This is a genomic window from Mesorhizobium sp. M0698 (genome assembly GCF_040320455.1).
GTDB lineage: Bacteria > Pseudomonadota > Alphaproteobacteria > Rhizobiales > Rhizobiaceae > Mesorhizobium.
Map to the genome: position 1 here is coordinate 176,277 of NZ_JAMYPQ010000006.1, position 23,070 is coordinate 199,346.

24 protein-coding genes and 1 pseudogene are annotated in these 23,070 nt (G+C 63.2%); 9 read left to right on the top strand and 16 right to left on the bottom strand.

Going from position 1 to position 23,070, the window contains the following annotated elements; genetic code table 11:
- Positions 1-23: 23 nt before the first annotated feature.
- The 6 genes from NKI16_RS15770 to NKI16_RS15795 form a co-directional block, all read right to left on the bottom strand.
- On the bottom strand, positions 24-350 hold the full coding sequence (locus NKI16_RS15770; RefSeq protein ID WP_352450211.1) for a chorismate mutase: 327 nt from the start codon (positions 348-350) through the stop codon (positions 24-26).
- Between the two features lie 7 nt (positions 351-357).
- Positions 358-1,959, bottom strand: coding sequence for a signal recognition particle protein (gene ffh / locus NKI16_RS15775; RefSeq protein ID WP_352570044.1), 1,602 nt, complete (start codon positions 1,957-1,959; stop codon positions 358-360).
- Positions 1,960-2,268: 309 nt separating this feature from the next.
- Positions 2,269-3,237, bottom strand: a complete 969-nt coding sequence (locus NKI16_RS15780) for a CPBP family glutamic-type intramembrane protease (protein ID WP_352782317.1) — start codon at positions 3,235-3,237, stop codon at positions 2,269-2,271.
- 151 nt (positions 3,238-3,388) lie between these two features.
- Positions 3,389-3,991: a DUF1236 domain-containing protein gene (locus NKI16_RS15785; protein WP_352782318.1), complete on the bottom strand. Its 603-nt coding sequence runs from the start codon at positions 3,989-3,991 to the stop codon at positions 3,389-3,391.
- Positions 3,992-4,054: 63 nt separating this feature from the next.
- Entirely contained in the window at positions 4,055-5,149 is a 1,095-nt protein-coding gene (locus NKI16_RS15790; protein ID WP_023680728.1) for a zinc-binding metallopeptidase family protein, read from the bottom strand.
- Positions 5,150-5,239: 90 nt separating this feature from the next.
- Positions 5,240-6,487: a flavin monoamine oxidase family protein gene (locus tag NKI16_RS15795; RefSeq protein WP_023680727.1), complete on the bottom strand. Its 1,248-nt coding sequence runs from the start codon at positions 6,485-6,487 to the stop codon at positions 5,240-5,242.
- Between the two features lie 185 nt (positions 6,488-6,672).
- Between NKI16_RS15795 and NKI16_RS15800 the strand changes: the two genes are divergently transcribed.
- The 3 genes and pseudogenes from NKI16_RS15800 to NKI16_RS15810 all read left to right on the top strand — a co-directional run.
- On the top strand, positions 6,673-7,473 hold the full coding sequence (locus NKI16_RS15800) for a lytic murein transglycosylase (protein WP_352782351.1): 801 nt from the start codon (positions 6,673-6,675) through the stop codon (positions 7,471-7,473).
- A gap of 113 nt (positions 7,474-7,586) precedes the next feature.
- Positions 7,587-7,976 (top strand): DUF4279 domain-containing protein, encoded by a 390-nt coding sequence (locus NKI16_RS15805; RefSeq protein WP_352840095.1) that lies wholly within the window; start codon positions 7,587-7,589, stop codon positions 7,974-7,976.
- Positions 7,977-8,086: 110 nt separating this feature from the next.
- Positions 8,087-8,350 (top strand): annotated as a pseudogene (locus NKI16_RS15810) (IS5 family transposase); the annotation flags it as partial.
- Positions 8,351-8,435: 85 nt separating this feature from the next.
- Here NKI16_RS15810 and NKI16_RS15815 read toward each other — a convergent pair.
- The gene (locus tag NKI16_RS15815) at positions 8,436-9,659 is read right to left on the bottom strand and encodes an argininosuccinate synthase (protein ID WP_352615496.1); all 1,224 of its coding nucleotides are present in this window, start codon (positions 9,657-9,659) and stop codon (positions 8,436-8,438) included.
- Between the two features lie 168 nt (positions 9,660-9,827).
- Between NKI16_RS15815 and NKI16_RS15820 the strand changes: the two genes are divergently transcribed.
- On the top strand, positions 9,828-10,469 hold the full coding sequence (locus NKI16_RS15820) for a LysE family translocator (RefSeq protein ID WP_023679833.1): 642 nt from the start codon (positions 9,828-9,830) through the stop codon (positions 10,467-10,469).
- Here NKI16_RS15820 and NKI16_RS15825 read toward each other — a convergent pair.
- From NKI16_RS15825 to NKI16_RS15835, 3 genes are all read right to left on the bottom strand, one after another.
- Positions 10,441-10,920, bottom strand: a complete 480-nt coding sequence (locus tag NKI16_RS15825; RefSeq protein WP_352708534.1) for a hypothetical protein — start codon at positions 10,918-10,920, stop codon at positions 10,441-10,443. The two genes, NKI16_RS15820 and NKI16_RS15825, sit on opposite strands and share 29 nt — an antisense overlap.
- Positions 10,917-12,149 (bottom strand): dual-specificity RNA methyltransferase RlmN, encoded by a 1,233-nt coding sequence (gene rlmN / locus NKI16_RS15830; RefSeq protein WP_352782321.1) that lies wholly within the window; start codon positions 12,147-12,149, stop codon positions 10,917-10,919. Before rlmN ends, NKI16_RS15825 begins: the two co-directional genes overlap by 4 nt.
- Before the next feature lie 303 nt (positions 12,150-12,452).
- A complete protein-coding gene (locus tag NKI16_RS15835) occupies positions 12,453-12,959 on the bottom strand; it encodes an invasion associated locus B family protein (protein WP_023721899.1) in 507 nt (168 codons plus the stop codon).
- Between the two features lie 360 nt (positions 12,960-13,319).
- Between NKI16_RS15835 and NKI16_RS15840 the strand changes: the two genes are divergently transcribed.
- Positions 13,320-13,928: a methyltransferase family protein gene (locus NKI16_RS15840; protein ID WP_352840091.1), complete on the top strand. Its 609-nt coding sequence runs from the start codon at positions 13,320-13,322 to the stop codon at positions 13,926-13,928.
- A 45-nt stretch (positions 13,929-13,973) separates the two neighbouring features.
- Here NKI16_RS15840 and NKI16_RS15845 read toward each other — a convergent pair whose 3' ends face one another.
- From NKI16_RS15845 to NKI16_RS15860, 4 genes are all read right to left on the bottom strand, one after another.
- Entirely contained in the window at positions 13,974-14,336 is a 363-nt protein-coding gene (locus NKI16_RS15845) for a YkvA family protein (RefSeq protein ID WP_352782324.1), read from the bottom strand.
- Between the two features lie 92 nt (positions 14,337-14,428).
- Positions 14,429-14,725, bottom strand: coding sequence for a 4a-hydroxytetrahydrobiopterin dehydratase (locus NKI16_RS15850; RefSeq protein WP_023679826.1), 297 nt, complete (start codon positions 14,723-14,725; stop codon positions 14,429-14,431).
- A gap of 6 nt (positions 14,726-14,731) precedes the next feature.
- Complete coding sequence (thpR, locus tag NKI16_RS15855) at positions 14,732-15,328, bottom strand: RNA 2',3'-cyclic phosphodiesterase (RefSeq protein ID WP_352456356.1); 597 nt, start codon at positions 15,326-15,328, stop codon at positions 14,732-14,734.
- A gap of 137 nt (positions 15,329-15,465) precedes the next feature.
- Entirely contained in the window at positions 15,466-16,110 is a 645-nt protein-coding gene (locus NKI16_RS15860; protein WP_352593769.1) for an arylesterase, read from the bottom strand.
- A 107-nt stretch (positions 16,111-16,217) separates the two neighbouring features.
- On the opposite strand from NKI16_RS15860, the gene NKI16_RS15865 reads away from it, so the two are divergent.
- The 4 genes from NKI16_RS15865 to NKI16_RS15880 all read left to right on the top strand — a co-directional run bounded on the left by NKI16_RS15865 (position 16,218) and on the right by NKI16_RS15880 (position 21,149).
- On the top strand, positions 16,218-16,928 hold the full coding sequence (locus NKI16_RS15865) for an ABC transporter ATP-binding protein (protein WP_352456355.1): 711 nt from the start codon (positions 16,218-16,220) through the stop codon (positions 16,926-16,928).
- On the top strand, positions 16,928-19,477 hold the full coding sequence (locus NKI16_RS15870; protein ID WP_352782325.1) for an ABC transporter permease: 2,550 nt from the start codon (positions 16,928-16,930) through the stop codon (positions 19,475-19,477). Before NKI16_RS15865 ends, NKI16_RS15870 begins: the two co-directional genes overlap by 1 nt.
- Positions 19,478-19,695: 218 nt before the next feature.
- Positions 19,696-20,475, top strand: coding sequence for a Bax inhibitor-1/YccA family protein (locus NKI16_RS15875; protein ID WP_254817871.1), 780 nt, complete (start codon positions 19,696-19,698; stop codon positions 20,473-20,475).
- 110 nt (positions 20,476-20,585) lie between these two features.
- Positions 20,586-21,149: a GNAT family N-acetyltransferase gene (locus NKI16_RS15880; RefSeq protein ID WP_352570029.1), complete on the top strand. Its 564-nt coding sequence runs from the start codon at positions 20,586-20,588 to the stop codon at positions 21,147-21,149.
- Positions 21,150-21,159: 10 nt separating this feature from the next.
- Here NKI16_RS15880 and NKI16_RS15885 read toward each other — a convergent pair whose 3' ends face one another.
- Together NKI16_RS15885 and NKI16_RS15890 are read right to left on the bottom strand one after the other, a co-directional pair.
- Complete coding sequence (locus NKI16_RS15885; protein WP_031212724.1) at positions 21,160-21,546, bottom strand: DUF2794 domain-containing protein; 387 nt, start codon at positions 21,544-21,546, stop codon at positions 21,160-21,162.
- A gap of 656 nt (positions 21,547-22,202) precedes the next feature.
- Positions 22,203-22,952, bottom strand: a complete 750-nt coding sequence (locus NKI16_RS15890) for a DUF1223 domain-containing protein (RefSeq protein WP_352570028.1) — start codon at positions 22,950-22,952, stop codon at positions 22,203-22,205.
- Between the last annotated feature and the right edge of the window lie 118 nt (positions 22,953-23,070).

A 23,070-nucleotide genomic window follows, 5' to 3' on the forward strand; every position in this document is an offset into this window, starting at 1 on the left:
GTTGATCGGTTGGTGGCTGGTCCTCAGCCGGTTTTCGCTACGCCGTTGGATGCGGCGATCTGCTCGTGATGGCGGATCACTTCGCGGACGACGAAGTTCAGGAATTTCTCCGCGAAATCCGGGTCGAGATGGGCGTCCTTCGCCAGTTGGCGAAGACGGGCGATCTGCTCCTGCTCGCGCGCCGGATCGGCAGGCGGCAGGCCATGTTCCGCCTTCAGCACGCCGACTGCCTTGGTGCAGCGGAAGCGCTCGGCCAGCATGTGGATCAGCGCCGCGTCGATATTGTCGATAGAGGCGCGATAATTGGCCAGCGCCGCACGCGCGTCCGCCATGTCCTTCTCTTCGTTCATGGCGCCCTCACTTCTTCTTGCCGAGGCCAGGCAGCCCGCCACCGCCCGGCAGGCCGGGAAGTTTCATGCCACCGGGCAGCCCAGGCAGGCCACCGCCACCGGGAAAACCACCGGGCAGGCCCTTCATGCCGCCGAGCCCGGCCGCCTGGGCCTGCTTCTGCAAGGCTTCGAGCTGCTTGGGGTCCACCTTGGAGAGGTCCGGCATCCCGCCGCCCATCATGCCGCCTGCGCCGCCAGGCATCATGCCGCCGAGCCCCATCTTGGAAGCGAGGCCGCCCATCATGCCGCGCATCAGGCCGCCGCCTTTGCCCTTGCCGCCCATCGCCTTCATCATGTCGGCCATGCCGCGATGCATCTTCAACAGTTTGTTGATTTCGGCCGCGTCGGTACCCGAGCCGGCGGCGATGCGCTTCTTGCGCGAGTGCTTCAGAATATCGGGGTTGGCGCGCTCGGCCTTGGTCATCGACGAGATGATGGCGAGCTGGCGACCGAACATCTTGTCGTCGAGCCCGGCGGCGGCCATCTGGTCCTTCATCTTGCCCATGCCGGGCATCATGCCCATGATGCCACCCATGCCACCCATTTTCGACATTTGCTGAAGCTGGCCGGCGAGGTCGTTCAGGTCGAACTTGCCCGACTGCATCTTCCTGGCCATCGCCGCGGCCTGTTCGGCGTCGATGTTCTCGGCCGCCTTTTCGACGAGGCTGACGATGTCGCCCATGCCGAGGATGCGGTCGGCGATGCGCTTGGGGTGGAATTCCTCCAGCGCGTCCATTTTTTCGCCGGTGCCGATCAGCTTGATCGGCTTACCGGTAACGGCGCGCATCGAGAGCGCCGCACCACCGCGGCCGTCGCCGTCCATGCGGGTCAGCACGAGGCCGGTGATGCCGACGCGCTCGTCGAAGCTTTTTGCCAGATTGACGGCGTCCTGGCCGGTCAGCGAATCGGCGACCAGCAGGATCTCGTGCGGCGACGACATCTTCTTGATGTCGGCCATCTCGACCATCAACGGCTCGTCGATATGGGTGCGGCCGGCGGTGTCGAGGATGACGACGTCATGGCCGCCGAGCTTGGCCGCCTGCACGGCGCGGCGGGCGATATCGACCGGCGTCTGGCCAGCGACGATCGGCAATGTGGCGATCTTGACCTGCTCGCCGAGCTGGCGGAGCTGCTCTTGCGCGGCGGGACGCCGCGTGTCGAGCGAGGCCATCAAGACTTTCTTGTTTTGACGGTCGGCGAGGCGCCTGGCGATCTTGGCCGAGGTCGTCGTCTTGCCGGAACCCTGCAAGCCGACCATCATGATGACGACCGGAGCCGGTGCATTGAGGTCGATGGCGACGCCCTCGGCGCCGAGCATCTCGACCAGCTCGTCATGGACGATCTTGACGACCATCTGGCCGGGCTTGATCGACTTGACCACGGCGGCGCCGACGGCCTTCTCGCGCACCTTGTCGGTGAAGGAACGCACCACTTCCAGCGCCACGTCGGCCTCGAGCAACGCACGGCGCACCTCGCGCAGCGCCGCCGAGACATCAGCCTCCGACAAGGCGCCGCGGCCGGTGAGGCCGTTCAGGATCGAACCAAGACGTTCCTGTAGCGATTCAAACATTCTTTTTCCTTTTCCCTGGCACCCGGATGATGCCCGAGAGGTAATGCGTTCGCGCCAACTGTCCAAGCAAAAGCCGGTCCGGGCAAAGCCCAAAGCCAAAAAGCACCCGGGGGCGCACAGCGCTGCCGGGTGTTGGCCTCCGGGATCGATTTACAGCACTTCACCTCAAAGAGGTTTCGGCGTCCCGGTCGGTTTGCTCGGAGGAATACTCGTCGCGGAATTCGCGGCGTGTAGACAGGAAATCGGCCGCAGAGTCAAGCTTTGGTCAAGCTTTGCGTCAAATAGCTCAGGACGACCAGGCAATGCACATCAGCGCACGCTGCCGGCGCGCGCCATATCCGGCTCGACCTTCAGCGGTGAGCGCGGATGCAAAAGCAGCAGAACGGTCAACAGGCTGCTGACGATGCCGATCGAAGCGATGAGGACGGCGTCTGAAGTCGTCCAGCCGGCGGCTTCGAGCGGCTTGGCGTTGAACAGGGCGAAGGAATTATAGCTTTGCTGGTGCGAAATCAGCAGGAAGCCGGTCAGATTGTTGCCGAGATGGGCGCCAAAGCCGGCACCGAGATTGCCGGTTGCATAGACCAGAAGCGTCAGCAGCAGCGCAAAGGCGGCGATCGAGGCCAGCACGCAGGCATTGATGGCAGCGCTCGAACCTAGGCTCCAGTGCAGGGAGGTGAACAGCAATCCCGGCAGCAGCGCCCAGATGAAAGGGTTCTGGAACCGGCTCGCCAGGCCCCAGAGCAGATAACCGCGAAACAGCATCTCCTCCGACGAGGTCTGCAGAAAGGTCAGGGCGGCGATCGGGATCAGGAACGAAAGCCACGCGGACAGGCCGATCGCGCCGCGCGCGATGTCGGGCTGCAAACCATAAAGCAGGATCTCCGAAAGCAGCGAGGTGATCAGCACCGCGGTCAGTCCTTTCAGGAACCCCGACCAAGAAATGCGCCGGCTGACGCCAATCAGGGCTGTCAGCTTCTCGCGATGGATCCAGCGCATGGCAGCCCAAAGGCCGAGCCAGATTCCGGCAAATGAAGCCAGCGCCGCGAGGATGCCCGCAGGAGAGGCCATGAAATCCTGCACCGCTCCTCCACCTGGCGGGGCGGTGCCAGACGATGCCTGCCAAACGGCAAAGGCATACGTGCCGCCGAACAGCACGGCGGCAGTGGTTCCGAGCCAGAACAGTATGACGACCACCGCTCCAAGCAGAAGCCGCGGCAAAGTGGTCTTGTTGTTGGCGGTGTGCCGGTACTGTTGGAAGGCGGTGGGGTCGATCGTCACGCGGGCTCGCTGGCTGGTGCTTCGGCTCGCAAGATCTAGAACATCGGCCCCAATGTGGAAACCGGTATTGCATCGGCAATGCCGGCCTGTGGCGATATCGAGGTTTGTGAGCGGCCGCCGCTACTGCAGGGCGACCGCCCTGTTTGTATCGTCAGCGCACGACGTACATGATGCGCCTTGTGTCCGGATCGATCAGCGCCGGCTGACCGTTCACGTAGACGTAGCGGTAGTCATAGTCCGGAATCTCGCGTAGCTCGACGGTGTCGGGCAACGTCGCGCCCGTGACCACCTCGCCCTCGAGATAGACCGGATCGAGCCGATGCGTACGGACATAGGTACGGATCTCGGCCGGCGGTCTCCGGATAGGCTCGATCGCCTCGCCGGCGACGATTGCTCCGGTATAGCTGTCGGAATACTCGACGCTATCGGCGGGCGGCGTCACGACGGCAATGTCGGCGCTGGCCGGACGCTGTGTCAGGACCACACGGCTGCCGCCGAAATCGGCCGTCACATAGTCGGAATAGACCCAGCCCTGGCCGTTAGCCTCGGCGATAGTGCACCATTTGCTGTTGACGATGCAGCCGTCGAGCGTCGCCGACTGGCCGGCCGCGAGCACGCCGATCACCGGATATTGCGGGCCGGGGCCGGCGCGTACATTGAGATCAGTGATGGCCGAGACGGCGGTGTCGGCCAATGCAGAGCCCGACATCGCTATGAGCGCTCCGGCCACCGCCGGAAACAATATGCGTTTCATGGTCTTCTCTCCGTTTCACAGTCCCTTGGCACGGAAAACGAAGCAAAGCCGCATGCGTTCCGGCTAAAAGGCTTCGGCCGGCTCACGATTTGTTCCAGTCGTTTTCGGCAGGTCGGTCAAAAGCTCGTGAACAAAAGCAAGTTTTTGCGCCGCCACGTCCGAGATGACGAAGGGATAGAGATCGGGCAGGCCCATGCAGCGGTTGATCGAGTTGGACGCCTCCGACAGCACCAGCCAGCGGTCGAGAATCCTTTCGAAAGGCTCTGGCCTGGAGGCGGGTTCCGATGGTGCCGGCTGCAGCTTGCCGCCGGTATCGGCGCGCGGCAGCTCGTTGGCTTCAACGGTTTCCAGCCGGCCGAGCGGGAAATTCAGGGCATGCACCATCTCCAGCGTGTCGGTGATGTGCATGTGATGCGCCCATGTCTCGGCCCAGTCCTCCCATGGGTGCGACGTCGCATAGGCCGAGATATGGCGCTGCTGCCAGTCGGGCGGCGCGCCATCGGCATAATAGGTCTTCAGCGCCTGTTCGTAGCCGGCGCGCTCGTCGCCGAACAAAGCGCGAAAACCGGCAAGCTTTTGCGAATCGTCGCGGATCAGGCGGTCCCAGTAATAATGGCCGAGCTCATGGCGGAAATGGCCGAGCAGTGTGCGGTAGTTCTCGCCCATCTCGACGCGCCGCCGTTCGCGCTCTGCCGAATCCGCCTCGGCGACGTTGAGCGTGATCCGGCCGTTGTCATGACCGGTCAGGATACGTTCGCCGCCCGGACCGCCGCCGATCGGATCGGCAAGAAAATCGAAAGCGAGACCGATCTCGTCGCCAACTTCCTGCTTGGGTGCGACCGGCAGGCCGAAGGCGAGCAGCGAATAGACGGCACGCTTCTTTGCCGCCTCGACACGGATCCAGCGGCGGCGGTTGCCGTCGACCGACAGATCCGGGATCAGCTGGTTCAGCGCACAGGCGCGGCAGAAGGCGTGGCCGGGCTCCGCCATCCAGTTGCAGGCGCATTCGTCGGCATTGGTGCAATGGAAGACGTCGGCGCCGGACAGCGCGAAGCGCGCATGCTCGGGATCGTAGAGCACGAGGCTGGCGCAGTTCAGGCATTGCGCGTTCTCGAAATAGAGACGGTGGCCGCAATGCGGGCAGTCGAAAAGCTTCATTGGCGTCTCAAATCATTCGAAATGCGGAGGACAATACGAGCAGGAGAACGCCAAACGCCTGTCAGCTGCCCACGTTCCTGCCGGCCGATGCTATTTTGCTGCAAGCTGGGCGACGACCTCCTTGGCCACTGCCTCGCCCGACAATCTGGCGCCGCCGCAGGTCTGCATCAGCGGACCGGCCAAATGCTCGCCGGCGAAGAAGATCTTTTCCGCCACGGGCTGCATCAGCGTGGCGCGCGCTTGCGAGCGGCCGGGCCGCGCCGCCGCATAGGCGCCGCGCACGAACCGCTCAGCGCCCCAATTGGTCATCATTGCGCGTCCGACATGCTTTCGTATGTCGCCGCCAAAGATGCCGCAGAGCCGGTCGACGACGAAGTCGATGCCAGCCGCCTCGCCCGCCGCCGACATCTCCCAAGCGAAATCGCCGCCGACGAAACCGACCATCAAATCGAGGTCGAAGGGAAAGCAGAGGAAGTAGATGTCGTGCCGGGCCAACCGCTCGATCAGCAAATCGTCGAACGGCTCCAGGCCGAGTCTTGTACCGGATATTTCGACCGGCAGCTTGGTCAGCATGCCCATCGGCAGGTCGAAGAAGGCGGCGAAATGCGCATCGGGGAGTGCAGGCGAGAACGCAATCTCCTCGAAGGCGAGCACTGCCGGGGAGGCAGTGACGATGACCGCCTTGGCGCAGATGGTACCGCGATCGGTGACGCAGGCTACGCCCGGCCCATCCCAGACGATCTTGCGCACCGGGGTCGACAGTTCCACCGGCACATCGGCACCGAAGCGGGCAACCAGCGTACCGAAGCCTTCCCTGGTGAAATAGTTCGGATCGAGATCGGCGGCGGCCTGAAAGTCGCGGATCGATATCTCGTCCTCGTCGGCGCCGAAATCCATCGGCCCGGCGAAGGTTGCGGCGGCGCGCGGCGCGTGTCCCTTGGCGAGCAATGCCGAAAGGCGGTCGTCGTCGCCTTCCCTCACCTGATGTGCCGCCACCAGTTCGAACAGCCTTGCGTCGGCCACCTTCATCGCCGCCTCCTCGGCTTCGCTTGCCTTTCGCTCACGGTAATAGAGATGATCGACATTCATGTCGTGGTGATGAAGCGTCCAGGCAGCGGCCTTCGCCTCGGGAAAGTAGGGATTGCGGTCCGCGGCATGCAGCCAGGCGCAGCCGATGTCGAACGGCACGCCGAAATGCTGGTCGCTGGTCCAGGCGCGGCCGCCAATGCGGTTCACCGCTTCCAACAATTTGAAGGAAAAACCGGCAGCGCGCAGGGTCTTGGAAGCCGAAAGCCCGGCTGAACCGGCGCCGATGATCACGACATCAACGTCTTCCATGCTTATTCTGTCCCCGCCACAATAATTACTTGATCGTAGGCAAATTCCCGGGCGTCCGCCAGTGTGGTGGATTTGAGGTTCCTGCTGTATTGAGTGCATCGGCGTGGCGCCGGGGCAGTGACAAGCAGGTGTTTCGCAGGCAAGTTCGCAATTGGGAACGTGATTCAGGCAACCAGGAGAGCAGCATGGCATTTCTTGCCAAGGGGAAGATGTTTGTAGTGGCCACGGTGGTGGCGGTGCTTGCGCTGGCGACGGGCGCGCAGGCGGCGGCCAGCTGTGGCAAGAACGGCGCCGGCTTCGAGGCATGGAAACCGGAGTTCGCCGCGGAGGCGAAGGCCGACGGTGTCGGCTCGAAGGGTCTGGCCGCTCTGGCTCGCGCAACCTATGCGACAAAGACGATCTCCGTCGACCGCGCCATCCATAAGGCTTTCAGCGGCTCGGTGGAAGCTTTCATGAAGCGCCGTGGCGCGTCCGCGATCATTGCCAGGGGCCGTGCGCTGAAGAAGGCCAATGCTGCGCTGTTCGACAAGATCGAACGGAATTACGGCGTGTCGCCGGGCGTGTTGCTCGCCATCTGGGGCATGGAGACCGGCTTCGGTTCCGCCATGGGCAGCCAGAATACGGTCTCCGCCATTTTAACGCTGGCCTATGACTGTCGCCGTCCGGAGTTCTTCTACCCGCATGCCATTGCGGCCCTGAAGCTGGTTGATCGCGGAGCGTTGAGCGCCTCGTCGGTCGGTGCCGCGCATGGCGAGATCGGCCACACGCAGTTCCTGCCCGGAAATGTTTTGACGTATGGTGTCGGAAACAAAAATCTGCGCGACAAGAGCACTGCGTTGGCTTCTACCGCCAACTTCCTCAAGGGTCATGGTTGGCGACCGGGCGCCAGCGCGCAGGCGAATATCGGCGCAATTGCTGGCTGGAATTCGGCGAGCGTCTATCAACAGGCCATCGCCCGCATGGCCACGGCGATCGATGCCGACTGACAGGATATAAACGCAAAAATGACTGGGCTCGGTTGGAAGCGCGAGGCGAGCATGAAGAGTCTCGCAACAGCGCAGGGCTTGCCTTGCCCTTTGGAACCTAGCTAGGACAGGCGATGATCTCGCTCTCGATCGTTGATTTCGATGCGGACCCCGAGGGGGTGACTGCGATCCTAAGCCTCGAACCGACACGCATAGTTCGCAAGGGCGACCCGATGCGTAACGGTTCCCCGCGCAAGAAGAATGGATGGAGCCTCGATGGTCCGCGGCAAAGGCTCCGGAGTGGGGCCGAGCACGAGAATGCGGTCAACTACCTGATCGAGCAGATGCGAGGTCGGGAGGAGGCCTTCGCACGGCTGCGGCAGGAAGTGCGGCCAAAGCAGATAACTATCTACGGCGGGTTCTATCAGCCCTACGACGGACAGTGCGGCATTTGGCTTGAGCCGTCTGCGATGAGGGTGCTCGCGGATTGCGGTGTTGGCTGGAGCCTCGACCTTTTTTGTTGAGGACGAAGCTCACCAACATGGAAATGAGGTGTGAGCAGGCGTCCTGTCCGCATTGGGTCGTTTGCCGACTGGCTGGTTCCAAATTTGAGCGGAGTCTGATTCATAAGGGCATGAGCCGATACGATCTGACCGACTTCGAATGGCGCGTCATCGAGCCGCTTTTGCCCAACAAGCCGCGAGGCGTGCCGCGTGTCGATGACCGTCGCGTGCTGAACGGCATCTTCTGGGTGCTGCGATCGGGTGCGCCATGGCGCGATCTGCCCGAGCGCTACGGCCCTCGCACCACTTGCTACAACCGCTTCGTTCGATGGCGGAAAGCAGGTGTCTGGGATCGGCTGATGGACGCCATTACCGAGGCCCATGACGGCACGGTGCAGGTAATGAGTCTACGTCCTAGTTTTCTCGGATCGTTTTCAGCTTTCACGAGATCGGTAGAGCGCCCAGCCCGCTGTTCGGATGTCAGCGCTGGCGGTTACGCGCCGCCAGTGTCCTCAGCCTGAGCGCGTTGAGGCGGATGAAGCCTTCGGCATCCTTCTGGTCGTAGGCGCCGCGGTCGTCCTCGAAGGTGACCAGCGCGTCGGAATAGAGCGTCTTCCTCGACTTGCGGCCGGTGACCATGACGTTGCCCTTGTAGAGCTTCAGCCGCACGGTGCCTTCGACGTCTTCCTGGCTCTTGTCGATCATTGCCTGCAGCATCAGGCGCTCGGGCGCGAACCAGAAGCCGTTGTAGATCAGCTCGGCATAGCGCGGCATGAACTCGTCCTTGAGGTGGGCCGCACCGCGGTCGAGCGTGATCGATTCGATCGCCCGATGGGCGGCGATCAGGATGGTGCCGCCGGGGGTCTCGTAGACGCCGCGCGATTTCATGCCGACGAAACGGTTCTCGACCAGGTCGAGCCTGCCGATGCCGTTGTCGCGGCCGAGATCGTTCAGCGCCGCCAGCATCGTTGCCGGCGACAGCTTCTTGCCGTTGAGCGCAACCGGGTCGCCCTTGAGGAATTCGATCTCGATCTCGGTGACCTCATCCGGCGCATCCATCGGCGAGATGGTGCGCTGGTGGACGAATTCCGGCGGCTCGCTCCACGGGTCTTCCAGCACCTTGCCCTCGGACGACGAATGCAGCAGGTTAGCGTCGACCGAGAAAGGCGCATCGCCCTTCTTGTCCTTCGGCACCGGGATCTGGTGCTGCTCGGCGAAGTTGATGAGATCGGTGCGCGACTTGAACGACCAGTCGCGCCAGGGCGCGATGACCTTGATGTCGGGGTTCAGCGCATAGGCGGAAAGCTCGAAACGCACCTGATCGTTACCCTTGCCGGTGGCGCCATGCGCGATCGCGTCGGCGCCGGTCTCTTTTGCGATCTCGACGAGATGTTTCGAAATCAGCGGCCGGGCGATCGAGGTGCCGAGCAGATAGGTGCCTTCATAGACGGCGTTGGCGCGGAACATCGGGAAGACGAAATCGGATACGAACTCCTCGCGGACATCGACGATGCGGATATCCTTGATGCCCATCATCTCGGCCTTGCGCCTGGCCGGCTCCAGTTCGCCACCCTGGCCGAGATCGGCGGTGAAGGTGACGACCTCGGCGCCGAGCTCGGTCTGCAGCCATTTCAGGATGATCGAGGTGTCAAGGCCGCCGGAATAGGCGAGCACGACTTTCTTGACGGCTTTTGCTTTCGACATGGTGGGCAGTTCCGCGACAGGGGTTCTTCGCGGGCGAGGTATCACGGCGTTTTAGGCCAGCGCAAGGGACGAACGATGCCTGGACCAGATGCTTCATCTCCAAGAGGCTGGCGAGGACACGGCTCTTGCGGTATGGCTGCGCCGTCTTTTGCCGCTACGAGACGAGCCATGTCCTTCATCCCCGACAGTACGACGCTTATCCAGTTCTCCATCGCCACCTTCATCCTGGCGATCACGCCCGGGCCTGACATGACGCTGTTCGTGTCGCGCACGCTGAGCCAGGGCCGTGCCACCGGCTTTGCCTCGATGGCCGGCGCCTTGTGCGGCACGCTGATCCACACCACGCTGGTGGTGGTCGGCGTCTCGGCGCTGATCGTCGCCTCGCCGATGGCGTTCTTCGTGCTGAAGATTTTCGGCGCCGGCTATCTGGTCTTCCTGGCATGGCAGGCGATCACAAAAGGGTCGGCGTTTTCACCGGAGAAGAAGAGCGGGCCGCAGATCTCGCTGTTCCGCAGCTGGGCGGCGGGGCTCGGGGTCAATCTGCTCAACCCGAAGATCATCCTGTTCTTCATGACCTTCCTGCCGCAATTCGTCTCCGCGCATGATCCCGACGCGCCGGGAAAGCTGTTCTTCCTCGGCGCGATGTTCGTCGTGCTGGCGATCCCGGTGACGGCGCCGATGGTGTTGGCGGCGGAAAAATTCTCGGCCGCGATGAAATCCAGCCCGCGTGTGACCCGCGTCGTCGACTATCTGTTTGCCGGAGTTTTTTCGGCCTTCGCGCTCAAGATCCTGACGGCCCAGGCGAAATAGGGCGTCCGATCCGACGCCAGCTTCCGGCCGAGCGCCCGGCGCTCAGCCAGTAGAAAATACCGCCGACCATACCGCAGCCGATCACCGCCAGCATGACGCTGGTGTTGGTGATCTCGAAATTGGCATCTTTTGTCTGGCGCACGAAGCCGAGGAAGACCGCCGCCACCGCTGCGCCCGCCAGCGCATAGAACAGCCAGTCGCGCCGGCCGAGAATCTCGGAGACGAGGATGGCGACGGCCGCCGGCATGAAGGCGAAATAGGCGACGAACAGTGCGACAAAGGGGACGGAAAACCACAGCGAGGCCTGCGCTACCGGCTGTGTCTCGTCCGTCATCAGCCCCAGAGACGCCAGGAACATGATGTTGAGGAAGGCGCTGGCAGCCAGCGATGCAACGCCGTAGCCGACAAGGATGACGGCGAAGCGGATCAGATAGGCGACGAGGCGGTTCACGCCTCGCCATGCCCCGCGATCATCATCGCTTCCAGCGCCAGCCGGTCGACCTTGCGCATGCGCTCGGAGTCCGACTTGAGCTGGCCGCAGGCGGCGAGGATGTCGCGGCCGCGTGGCGTGCGGATCGGCGAGGCATAGCCGGCATTGTTGATGTAGTCGGCGAATTTCTCGATCGTCTCCCAGTCCGAGCATTGATAGTTGGTACCAGGCCACGGATTGAACGGGATCAGATTGATCTTGGCCGGAATGCCTTTGAGCAGCTTGATCAGCGCCTTGGCGTCCTCGATCGAATCATTGACGTCCTTCAGCATCACATATTCGAAGGTGATCCGCTTGGCGTTGGACAGGCCGGGATAGGCACGGCAGGCAGCGATCAGTTCGTTGAGCGGATACTTCTTGTTGATCGGCACCAAAAGGTCGCGCAGATCGTCATTGGTGGCGTGCAGTGAGATCGCCAGCATGACGCCGATCTCTTCGCCGGTGCGGAAGATCTCCGGCACGACGCCGGAGGTCGACAGCGTGATGCGCCTCTTCGACAGGGAAAGCCCGTCGCCGTCGGATGCAATCAGCAGCGCCTTCTTCACCGCCTCGAAATTGTAGAGCGGCTCACCCATGCCCATCATCACGACGTTGGACACTTTCCTGCCCTCGGCCGGCACGATGGCGCCGTCGGGCGTGTCGCGGTCGGGGAAATCGCCGAGCCGGTCGCGGGCAGTCAAAAGCTGGGCGAGGATTTCCTCGGCGGTCAGGTTGCGCACCAGCTTTTGTGTGCCGGTGTGGCAGAAGGAGCAGGTCAGGGTGCAGCCGACCTGCGAGGAGATGCAGAGCGTGCCGCGGCCCTCTTCGGGAATGTAGACGGTCTCGATCTCGACCGGCCGGCCAGCGCCGCGCGGCGGAAAGCGGAACAGCCATTTGCGCGTGCCGTCGGTGGAAATCTGCTCCTCGACGATCTCGGGCCTGGCAACGGTGAAATGCCTGTCAAGCGCGGCGCGCAGATCCTTGGAAATGTTGAACATGCCGGCAAAGTCGGAAACGCCACGCACATAGATCCAATGCCAGAGCTGTTGGGCGCGCATTTTCGCCTGGCGCTCCGGCACGATGCCGGCAGCGACAAGGGCGGCCCCAAGTTCGGCTCGCGTCAAGCCGATCAGCGACGGTTTTTCAGGCGTCGTGCGGGTGCGCAACGCGTCACGCGCGCCTTCGGCGGTAAGATCGAATGAAAGGGTCATTGTTGCGCCAATATAAGCGATTTGCGGCCGAATACAGCATCGTGCCCGAAATGAAGCGCGGCGCATAGCACAGCTTGATGGCGGAGTCATGCCGGTGGTCTTCCCTTCTCCCCTTGTGGGAGAAGGTGGCCGAGCGTAGCTCGGTCGGATGAGGGGTGTTCCAGCTTGGCATCACCTGCACCCCTCAACCGTCTTGGCGCTGCGCGCCAATCCACCTTCTCCCACAAGGGGAGAAGGAAAGACCGCACGAACGCTGGTTCTTTACGTCGCTGTGTTAGGTGGTGAACGTCACGGACGAGGACTTTACTTGCACTTGGCGATCGAGGCCAGCGCCGCCGAGATGCCCTTCAGCGAGAAGACGTAGGTGGTGGTGTTGCCGCGGCCGGACTTGGCCGACACCTTCATGTCGGTGCCGGTCTTCATCGCGGCGATCAGCACCGGCTCCTCGGCGGCGTTCTCGACCCAGGCCGACTTGCCGCGCGTGAACATCGAAAAAGACTTCTTGTCGATGGTGACGGTGGCCTTGGAACCTTCCTGGAAGGTATAGCCGGCGATGAATTGCGGCTCGTAGGACACCTGCTGCCCCGGCCGCTGGCTGACGAAGAAGAACATGTCGCCGTGATCGAGCGTCGGCGGCTGCTTGTCGGTTGGCACCGTCAGGACATAGCAGACCTTGCCGCCGCCCGACGCCTGATAGCTGTAGGTGCCCCAGGCATTATGCTGGCCGATCTTGGTTGCCGACTGCGCCAGCGCGGGCGCTGTCAGGGCCACCAGGGCCAGGCTGGAAACTATAGCAATCAATCCGCGCATCGCTTTTCCCGTATTCCACTGGTGCGGCGGCAGGCCGGCTCGGCGTCCCGCCCGTCGCTTCATTTTGATTTAATCTGGGTTACCAAACGGTGAATTTCCCCTGAGAAAAGGATGTTCACGCCAGGAAACCGCCGCCGTCTTCGCGCTGCCGCTCGAAAAAGCAGCTGTCGCAATGTCCCTGCCGCGACTTGGAGGCCACGAAAACGGCAAGAGTTTGACTTTTCAAGCAGCTAGGTCTTGCGGCGATTCCGCTTTTCTGAGGTACGTGACGAATTTCCCTGCAGGCGGTACCATGTCTGCGTTCGCCGCCACGGCGCTCGGCCAGGGTGCCCTCCCTGGCGGCTTACGGGAGATTTGGCCATGGCCATTTCCGAGACAGTCCTGATCCTCGCGGGCGGCACAGCCGTCCTGGCGATTGTGTTCGGCATTCGTGTCGCCATGCGGCGGGCGGCCGGTGGCGCGGTGCGCCGGTCGGATGCCGGGGAGACGGCGGGCGGATCGGGCGCGCCCGACGTGCCCGGGGTCATTGCGCTGCCGCCTTTGATCTTTCTCGGTTTCCTGGTGGCGGCAACCGTGCTCGAGGTGCTCGTTCCGCTCCCGGTCATGGCCGGGCAGGCGCTCGCCCGCTATCTGGCTGGTGCTGTGCTCGCGGTGTGCGGCTTCGTGTTCATCTTTATGGCGGCGGGCCGCTTTCAGGCCGCTGGCACCAACATACCACCGACCTTGCCGACGACGGCGCTGGTCGTCGACGGCATCTATCGGCGGACCAGGAATCCGTTCTATCTGGGAACGACCCTCGTCTATCTGGGCCTCGGCGTCGCGGCCGGAAGTCTTTGGGCTATTGCGCTCGTCGTCCCCCTGCTGTGGGTGATCAATACCGGCGTTATTGCGCCGGAAGAGCGCTATCTCGAGCGGAAGTTCGGAGATGCCTATCGCGCCTACAAGGCGCGGGTGCGGCGGTGGGTTTGACGGCCGGAAAGTCGGTTCTCACGCGATTTTTTGCGCCGCACCGGCTCAGCTCTTGTTGGCGATGGCCTGCCTGGCGGCGAGCCGGTGCGCCGGCGTGATGTGGGCGCTGACGGCGGTAATCGCGGCGGTCAGCACGGCGATGTCGTCGGTGAAGCCTAGCCCAAGGATGAAATCGGGGATGACGTCTGTCGGCAGCACGAAATAGCCGAGCGCAGCAAGCAAGGTGCCCTTGGCGCGAAGCGGCGTCTTCTTGTCCATGGCACAGTAATAGGCGGCGACCACCTCTTCCATGAACGGGATCTGCCGGGCGGCCTTCTTCGCCGTACGCCAGAACTTTTCGCGCACTTCGCTCTCGTTGCCCGGCTTGCTGCCGAGGCCGAAGAAATCAAAACCGGATTTTTGCGCCATCAACCTCTCCTTGCGGCCGTCGCGTGACTTCACGCGTGACCGCGAGGCAAAATGTGGTGAAAGCCGAACCTCGCTGCAAGGTGCAGATAGGCTCAGCCGCCGAAATAGCGGTTCATTTTCCTGGCCAGATCGAAATCCAGCGCGGTCAGGCCGCCGGCGTCGTGCGTGTTGAGGGTCACGTTTACCGTCTTATAGACGTTCGACCAGTCGGGATGGTGGTCCATCTTCTCCGCGGCCAGGGCAACGCGGGTCATGAAGGCAAAGGCTTCGGAGAAATTCTTGAAGGTGAAGCTGCGGGTGATCGAGCCACCATCCTTGGCCAGCGACCAGCCGTCGAGGCCGGCAAGTTCGGCGCGGATCGCCTCTTTTGCTAGTTTCTCCCTGGCCATGTCCGTCTACCGCATGATCCGCGAAGCGTCGGCGGCGCCGACCAAACGGCTGGCGACGCGGTTGTCAGCACCTGAAAGCGGCCAGGCCTCCTCGACGACGTAAGGCCCGCCGCCGACCGAATCGCGCGACGACATCAGCACGAAGCGGCCGATCCGGAACGGCAGCGTCGAAAAATTGCCGCGCGCCGACAGATACTGGGCGACATCGAGCGGGCTCGAATTGCGCAGGCGGGCCAGCGTCACATGCGGCATGAACTTGCGCGGGTCGGCCGGGATGCCGAGCCGCTGGCAGATGCGCTCGATCTCGGCCTGCAATGCGGAAAGATCGGGCGAAGCGGCGACCCCGGCCCACACCGCATGCGGCTTCTTCTGGCCGAAGGCGCCGACGCCGGACAGCGTCAGCGGGAAGGACGGGCGGTGAACACGGTCAAGCGCATTGGCGATTTCGTCGGCGACATGGCCCTCGACATCGCCGATGAAGCGCAGCGTCAGATGATAGTTTTCGACGTCGATCCAGCGGGCTCCGGGCAGGCCGCCCCTGAGCAGGGACAGCGAAAGAGCGGCATCACGCGGTATCTCGAGGGCGGTAAAAAGACGCGGCATGGCAAGCCTCCTGTCCTCGAATCGAACTCTTGCCCCTAGCGAATCATCGATATCCAAACGGGGCAAGGGGTTTGTTGGTCGCAGGCCTGCCTAAAAGCTTCCCCTGCGGAAGGTGTTGCGACGGCGAACCCTCGCCTTCAGGAATTGCCCCGGACCGCTTCAATGGTCTTCTCCACACTGGGCAGGATACCCTCGACGATGCGGTCGACGCCTCGGGCGTTTGGATGAAGGCCGTCCTCGAGTTGCAGGACGGATTGACCGGCGATGCCCTCGAGAAAGAAAGGATAGAGCGGCACGCCATATTTTTCAGCCAATCGCGGAAAGGTCGCGTCGAAGGCGTTCTGGTAGTCGGCGCCGAGATTGGGCGCCGCGCGCATTCCGGCCAGCAACACAGCGATCTTGCGCTGCTGCAGCTTTGCCAGCATGGCGTCTAGGTTCTTTTCCGCTATGGCGGGCGAAACGCCGCGCAGCATGTCATTGGCGCCGAGCTCCAGGATGACCAGCTGCGTGCCGTCCGGCACCGACCAGTCGAGCCGCGACAGGCCGCCGCTCGTCGTATCGCCGGAGACGCCGGCGTTGGCGACCGTGACATCGTAGCCCTTGGCGCGCAGCGCCGCCTGCAGCTTCTCGGTGAAGCCCTGACCTGGCCCGAGGCCATAACCCGCCATCAAGCTGTCGCCGAAACCGACAATGGTGAACGGTTCGGCGCGCGCCGACGAAATGGCGCCGCAAATGGCGAGGAAAAGGGCGAAGGCTGCGGCAAAGGTGTGTTTGAAAGCCATGCGGCAGGCCCCATATGACCAGGAACATCTGTTGGCGAAGGCAGGTTTTCGTCTTTGTCGAGCATCGGATGCACTAGCCTTCATCCCCCATATAGGACGATTTGATTTTGGAAGAAGCCGTCATTTCGCTGAAAGACGTATCGCTGACGCTCGGCGAAGGTGCATCCTCGGTCCATGTGCTGAAGGGCGTCAGCCTCGATGTGGCGGGCGGCGAAGCGACAGGCATCGTTGGACCTTCAGGTTCGGGAAAGTCGACATTGCTGATGGTTTTGGCCGGACTTGAAAGGGTCGATTCGGGCACGGTCCGAATTGCCGGCGAGCTGCTCAACGGCAAAAGCGAAGATCAGATCGCATCGTTTCGGGGACGAAACATCGGCATCGTGTTCCAGTCTTTCCATCTCATCCCCAATATGACGGCGCTGGAAAACGTTGCGGTCCCGCTGGAGCTTGCCGGCCATGTCGATCCATTCGGCGTGGCGGCGCGCGAGCTGGCGGCGGTCGGTCTCAGCGATCGCGTCACCCATTACCCCGGCGAATTGTCTGGCGGCGAGCAGCAGCGCGTGGCGATCGCCCGGGCGCTGGCGCCGTCGCCGCGCATCCTGATCGCCGACGAGCCGACCGGCAATCTCGACCAGGCAACGGGGCGGCACGTCGCCGACCTGCTGTTTGCCAAGGCGGCCGAACGCGGCATGACGCTGGTGCTGGTCACGCATGACCCTGTACTCGCGGCGCGCTGCTCGCGCCAGGTGTCGATGCGGTCGGGGCTGATCGAAGACGCGCCTAAGCCGGCCACCAGGGCTGGCAAGGTGACCGCATGATGCCGCTGGCGCAAACGCTGAGGCTCGCCTTTCGGTTTTCGCTGCGCGAAATGCGTGGCGGGCTGTCCGGCTTCCTGATCTTCCTTGCCTGCATCGCGCTCGGCGTCGCTGCGATCGGCGGCGTCAATTCGGTGGCGCAGGCTATTTCCGCCGGTGTTGCCGACCAGGGCCAGACGCTGCTCGGCGGTGATCTCCGCTTCCAGCTCAACCAGCGCGATCCGACCAGAGCCGAACGCAGCTTCCTCGACCGGCTTGGCACGGTTTCGCACAGCGCCAATATGCGCTCGATGGCGAGGCTCGAGGACGGCTCCGACCAGGCGCTGGTCGAGGCCAAGGCGGTCGACGGCGCCTATCCGCTCTATGGTGCGCTGGAGACCGAGCCGGTGCTGTCGCGAGAGGATCTGTTCGGCGAAAAATCCGGCGTCTTCGGCGCCGCCGCCCCGGACCTCTTGTTCGAGCGGCTGAACCTTGGCATCGGTGACCGGCTAAAGCTCGGCAGCGCGACATTCGAGCTGCGCGCCAGGCTGGTCAACGAGCCGGATGCAGTGTCGGATGGCTTCGGTTTTGCGCCGCGGCTGATGGTGTCGACCGACGGGCTTGCCGCTTCCGGCCTGATCCAGCCGGGCAGCCTGGTCGAGAACGCCTATAAGGTCCGCCTGCCCGGCGGCACCACTGAGGCACAGATCAAGGCGATCCAGGAGCAGGCGGCAAACCAGTTCCCGCAGGCCGGCTGGTCGATCCGCACCCGCAGCAACGCAGCGCCGGCGCTGTCCTCGAATATCGAGCGGTTTTCGCAATTCCTGACGCTGGTTGGGTTGACGGCGCTGGTGGTCGGCGGCGTCGGCGTGGCCAATGCCGTGCGTGCCTATCTCGACGGCAAGCGCGGCGTCATCGCCACCTTCAAGAGCCTGGGGGCTTCGGGCGGGTTCGTCTTTGCCGTCTATCTGGTGCAGATCCTGATGATCGCAGCACTCGGCATCACGCTAGGCCTTGTGCTTGGCGCGCTGATGCCGTTCGCGGCCAGCGCGGCACTCCAATCGGTCATTCCAGTGCCGGCGGAAGGTGGGTTCTATCCCCGCGCCCTCGGCATGGCAGCGCTGTTCGGGCTGCTGGTGACGCTGGCTTTCGCCTTGCTGCCGCTCGGCCGCGCCCGCGACGTGCCGGCAACGGCGCTGTTTCGCGAAATGGGTTTCGAGGGCCGCGGTTTTCCCCGCCCGCTCTATATCGCCGCGGCATTGGGCATCGCGCTGCTGCTCGCGGTACTGGCGATCCTGTTTTCCGGCGACCGCCGTATTGCCTCGATCTTCGTTGGCGCCACGATCTTTTCGTTCCTGGTGCTGCGTGTGGTCGGCTCGCTGGTGCAGTGGGCGGCGAAGAAAGGCCCGCGCGTGCGCTCGACCGCGCTCAGGCTCGCCATCGGCAACATCCATCGGCCTGGCGCCTTGACGCCGTCCGTGGTGCTGTCGTTGGGACTCGGGCTGACGCTGCTGGTGACGCTGGCGCTGATCGACGGCAATCTGAGGCGGCAGATCTCGGGCAGCCTGCCGGAAAGGGCACCGAACTTCTTCTACGTCGATATCCAGAGCGGTGACGTCGATGCCTTCTCCGCGCTGGTCGGCAAAGAGGCACCGCAAGGCAAGCTGATCAAGGTGCCGATGCTGCGCGGCCGGGTGATGGCGCTCAACGGCGTCGATGTCGACAAGGTCAAGGTTCCGGCCGAAGGCGCCTGGGTACTGCGCGGCGATCGCGGCCTGACCTATGACGCAAAGCTGCCGGAGAATGCGACGCTGACCGAGGGCAGCTGGTGGCCGGAGAACTATGCCGGCGAGCCGCTGGTCTCGTTTTCCGCCGAGGAAGGCAAAGAGATCGGGCTGAAGCTCGGCGACACCATCACCGTCAACGTGCTCGGCCGCAACATCACGGCCAAGATCGCCAATTTCCGCCAGGTCGAATGGGAAACCATGGGCATCAATTTCGTCATGGTGTTCTCGCCCAACACATTCGCTGGTGCGCCGCATGGCTGGTTGGCGACGCTGACCGAGACGAATGCGTCGGCAGCCGACGATGCGCATCTTCTCAACGCCGTCACGCGTGCCTTTCCCGCGGTGACGACGGTCAGGGTCAAGGACGCGCTCGAAATCGTCAACCGGCTGGTGGCGCAGCTCGGCACAGCAATCAGGGCAGCAGCGGGCGTGGCGTTGATCGCCTCGGTGCTGGTGCTGGCCGGGGCGCTCGCCGCCGGCAACCGGGCTCGCATTCACGACGCGGTGGTGCTGAAGACCCTGGGTGCGACCAGGAAAACGCTGATCGCCGCGTTTTCGCTGGAATACATGCTGATCGGCCTTGCCACTGCGATCTTCGCGCTGGCGGCGGGCGGTGTGGCGGCGTGGTTCGTCGTCGCGCGCATCATGACGCTGCCATCGCACTTCATGCCCGAAGTGGCGGTGGCGACCATCGGCTTTTCGCTGGTGGTCACGGTCGGCATCGGCCTTGCCGGCACGTGGCGGGTGTTGGGCCACAAGGCGGCGCCGGTGCTGCGGAATCTTTGAGCCAGAGCCGTTTTTGATTAAATCTCGGTAATGTTCCGGGCGGGAAGGCCAATAAAACCGTATCTCTGGCACTTCACGGAGCATTACGCTTGGTTACGGTCTTGTCCTTTACGCCAAGAACCATCATATTTCGGCGCAGGCATGCTGGAGCCCCGCCAGCGGCGCCTGGGTTCAAAGGACCTGACACCGGACGGGGCAGAAGCAATATGAGGATTTCCATGGCTGATCCCGTTCGCAATTATCAGACGCGCGCCGTGCCCGGCGCCGGCGTCGATGCTGCCATCGACCAGGGCCTGCGGGCCTACATGATCAAGGTCTACAATCTGATGGGGCTTGGCCTCCTCATCACCGGCCTTGCCGCGGTCGGCACAATCATGCTGGCCACCACCAGCGATCCCGCCTCGGCCGTCGCGACGTTGCCAAGCGGCGAGATGCTGACCTCGTTCGGCTACGCGATCTTTGGTTCGCCGCTGAAATGGCTGGTGATCTTTGCCCCGCTGGCAGCGGTGATGTTCCTGTCGTTCCGAGTCCAGTCGATGAGCGTTTCGGCCGCGCAGACGACGTTCTGGGTCTACGCCGGCCTCGTCGGCCTGTCGCTGTCGTCGATCTTCCTGGTCTACACCACCGCCAGTATCTCGCAGACCTTCTTCGCCACCGCCGCCGCCTTTGGCGGGCTGTCGCTCTACGGCTACACGACCAAGCGCGATCTCTCGGCGTTCGGGTCGTTCCTGGTCATGGGCCTGGTCGGCCTGATCATCGCGATGGTGATCAACATCTTCCTGCAGTCGTCGGCGCTTTCCTTCGCCGTTTCGGCGATCGGCGTGCTGATCTTCGCGGGCCTCACCGCCTACGACACGCAGAACATCAAGGAGATGTACTTCGAGGGCGACGAGACTGATGTCGCCGGCCGCAAGGCGATTATGGGCGCATTGAGGCTCTATCTCGACTTCATCAACCTGTTTATGTTCCTGTTGCAGTTCATGGGCGACCGTCGCTAAATACGGTTTTCCTGGACCAGCGAGTTTGGAAAGGGCGGCCCAATGGCCGCCCTTTTCTTTTGTGCCGGCTTTTGCTGTGATATAGGGCAGATGAACGACGTGCCTAAATTATGAGCAGCATCACCTTGCGGGCCGCGACGTCGGCCGATCTCGACCGGATCACGGAAATCTATGCCGACGCGGTAACGAATGGCACGGCGAGCTATGAACTCGAACCGCCAAGCCGCACCGAGATGGGCGCGCGCTTCGACAGCCTGATGGCGGGTGGCTTTCCCTATCTCGTTGCGGAAAAGACCGGCGCCGTGCTCGGCTATGCCTATGCCGGGGCGTTCCGGCCACGCCCGGCCTACCGCTTCGTCGTTGAGGATTCCGTCTATGTCGCGCCCGAGGCCAAAGGGCAAGGCGTCGGGCTGCTCTTGATGCAAGGGCTGATCGAGGCGGCCAAGGTGGCGGGTTTTCGCCAGATCATCGCGGTGATCGGCGACGGCCGGCCCGACAGCGCCTCGGTACGGCTGCACGAGAAGCTCGGCTTTCGTCATTCCGGCCGCCTGGAAGGCTCCGGCTACAAGCACGGGCGTTGGCTGGACACGGTGTTCATGCAGCTGCCGATCAATGGCGGGGCGTCCATCCCGCCTGATCCGCAATCGCTGCCCGAGCGGAAGTTCCAACAGTAAAAATAAAGGGTTACGCCTCGACCAGCTTCAGTGTTCGGTCGAACACGCCAAGCACCCGGCCGAGCTCCTGGCCGCGCTTGAGGATGCGCCCGCCGGCGGCGATGACGGCGAACGCGCCTTGCCGGCGCGCCAGCTTCGGATCCTTGACGATCTGGAAAAGCGGCACTTCGCTGGTGCGGCGGAAGACGGAAAAAACGGCGCGGTCGGCGAGATGGTCGATGGCATAGTCGCGCCACTCGTTGGCGGCAACCATACGGCCGTAGAGCCTGAGGATCTGGTCCAGTTCGCGCCGGTCGAACCGCACCGGCTGGTCGAGGCGTTCGCGTCTTGCCTCATGCAGCGGGATCAATATTGCGGATGCGTCCCCATCCTCCGTCCCGCTGCTGCGATCAGTCATGCCTGGATCCTCGCAATGAATCGTACGCCGACCAAAGTTGGCGCTTTCGTTGCCGAATTGCAAGGCCCGGCCGGGCAAGGCCAGCACCGCGCGGTTTCTCCAGCGTCCAGTCACGTTTGCGAAACGCCTGTTGGAATTGGTGATGCTTCGCCACAATCCTGCCTTTTTTTATCCGTGCTCATGCCCCAATGTCCGACGAATTTACCGGTGTTGCCTGAGACGGTTCGGTCCGGCACCGGCTCGTAAACCCCAAGCCCCCCGCCCACGGGTCTGCGTCGGATCGAACCAACCTCGGTTTTTCCTTGGAAAGATCGGGTGCGACGATCCCAAAACCTAAATGACCGGCGTCAGAAGCAAGCTGACGCCGGTTTTTTATTGGCCGGCCGGTGGGATCGCCTCCGAAGCGGGGGGCACGTTAAGATGGCCATGCAGGGGCCCTAATTGCGTTATGACCGTCGGTCTGCGCAGCCCCTCATTGCCCTGCCGGGCATTTCTCCCCGTATAGCGACGGGGAGAAAGACGCAGACGGCTGCGGTTTTGCCAATCACCAGCGTTGCACGAAGAACGCCGATACCGCGGCCAGTTTCCCTTCTCCCCGTCACTATACCGGGTAGAAGGTGCCGGCAGGCGGATGAGGGGCAGCGCGACGTTTCGGTTCAAGGCTTGCGGATAAAGGCTGCACCCAGGATCGGACCGGGCATGCCGTCCTTGCCAACTGATTGCAGCAGCACGGCGCAGCCACCCTTCTTGGCGATCTCGCTCATCGGCAGTTCGTAGCGCTGCGCCTTGCCGTGCCACATGCCGGCGGTCTGGATGGTGGAGACGGCGTTCCAGTAGGTCATGCTGCGGCCGCTGTTTTCGCCCTTGCCGATCTTTATCGTCTGTGGCGGGTTGAAATAGACGATGACGACATGCGCGTCGGTGGGGCCGGTCACGGCGTCGCCGGCATCGATCATGACGCGATCGCTGGTCCGGCTGACCTTGATGCCGACGCGCATGCCTTCGCCGACCCTCTCCATGCGGGCCAGCGCGCCGTCGACTTCCTTGCGGCTGGCGCCGTTGACATGGCTGCGGCCGTTTATGACGGCTTGCGGGGTGTAGACGGAACGACTGCCGAAGGCGCGCATATACTCGTATTGCCGCTCGGTATTTTCCTTGCGGCTCAGCGTGTCCTGCCAGCCGAGGTAATCCCAATAATCGACATGATAGGCGAGCGCGACGATGTCCTCCTTGGCGGCAAGCTCGGCGAAGAATTCGTCGGCCGGCGGACAGGAGTTGCATCCCTGGCTGGTGAAGAGCTCGACGACGCCTAATGGCTTGTCGGTTGGCTCGGCAAGGACCCTGCCGGCCAACGCCGAGAGGGCCAGCGCAAGGGCCGCAAGCCGCAATGGTCTTCGAGATGGCATGGCCGTTCCGATCCCGCCGGTGACGCCGGCTTTGTTCTGGTTGTCGAAATATGTGGCAGAACGGGCAGTCAACGGGAAGTCACGTTGCGGTGAAATTTTGCCGTTGCAACCACTGGCA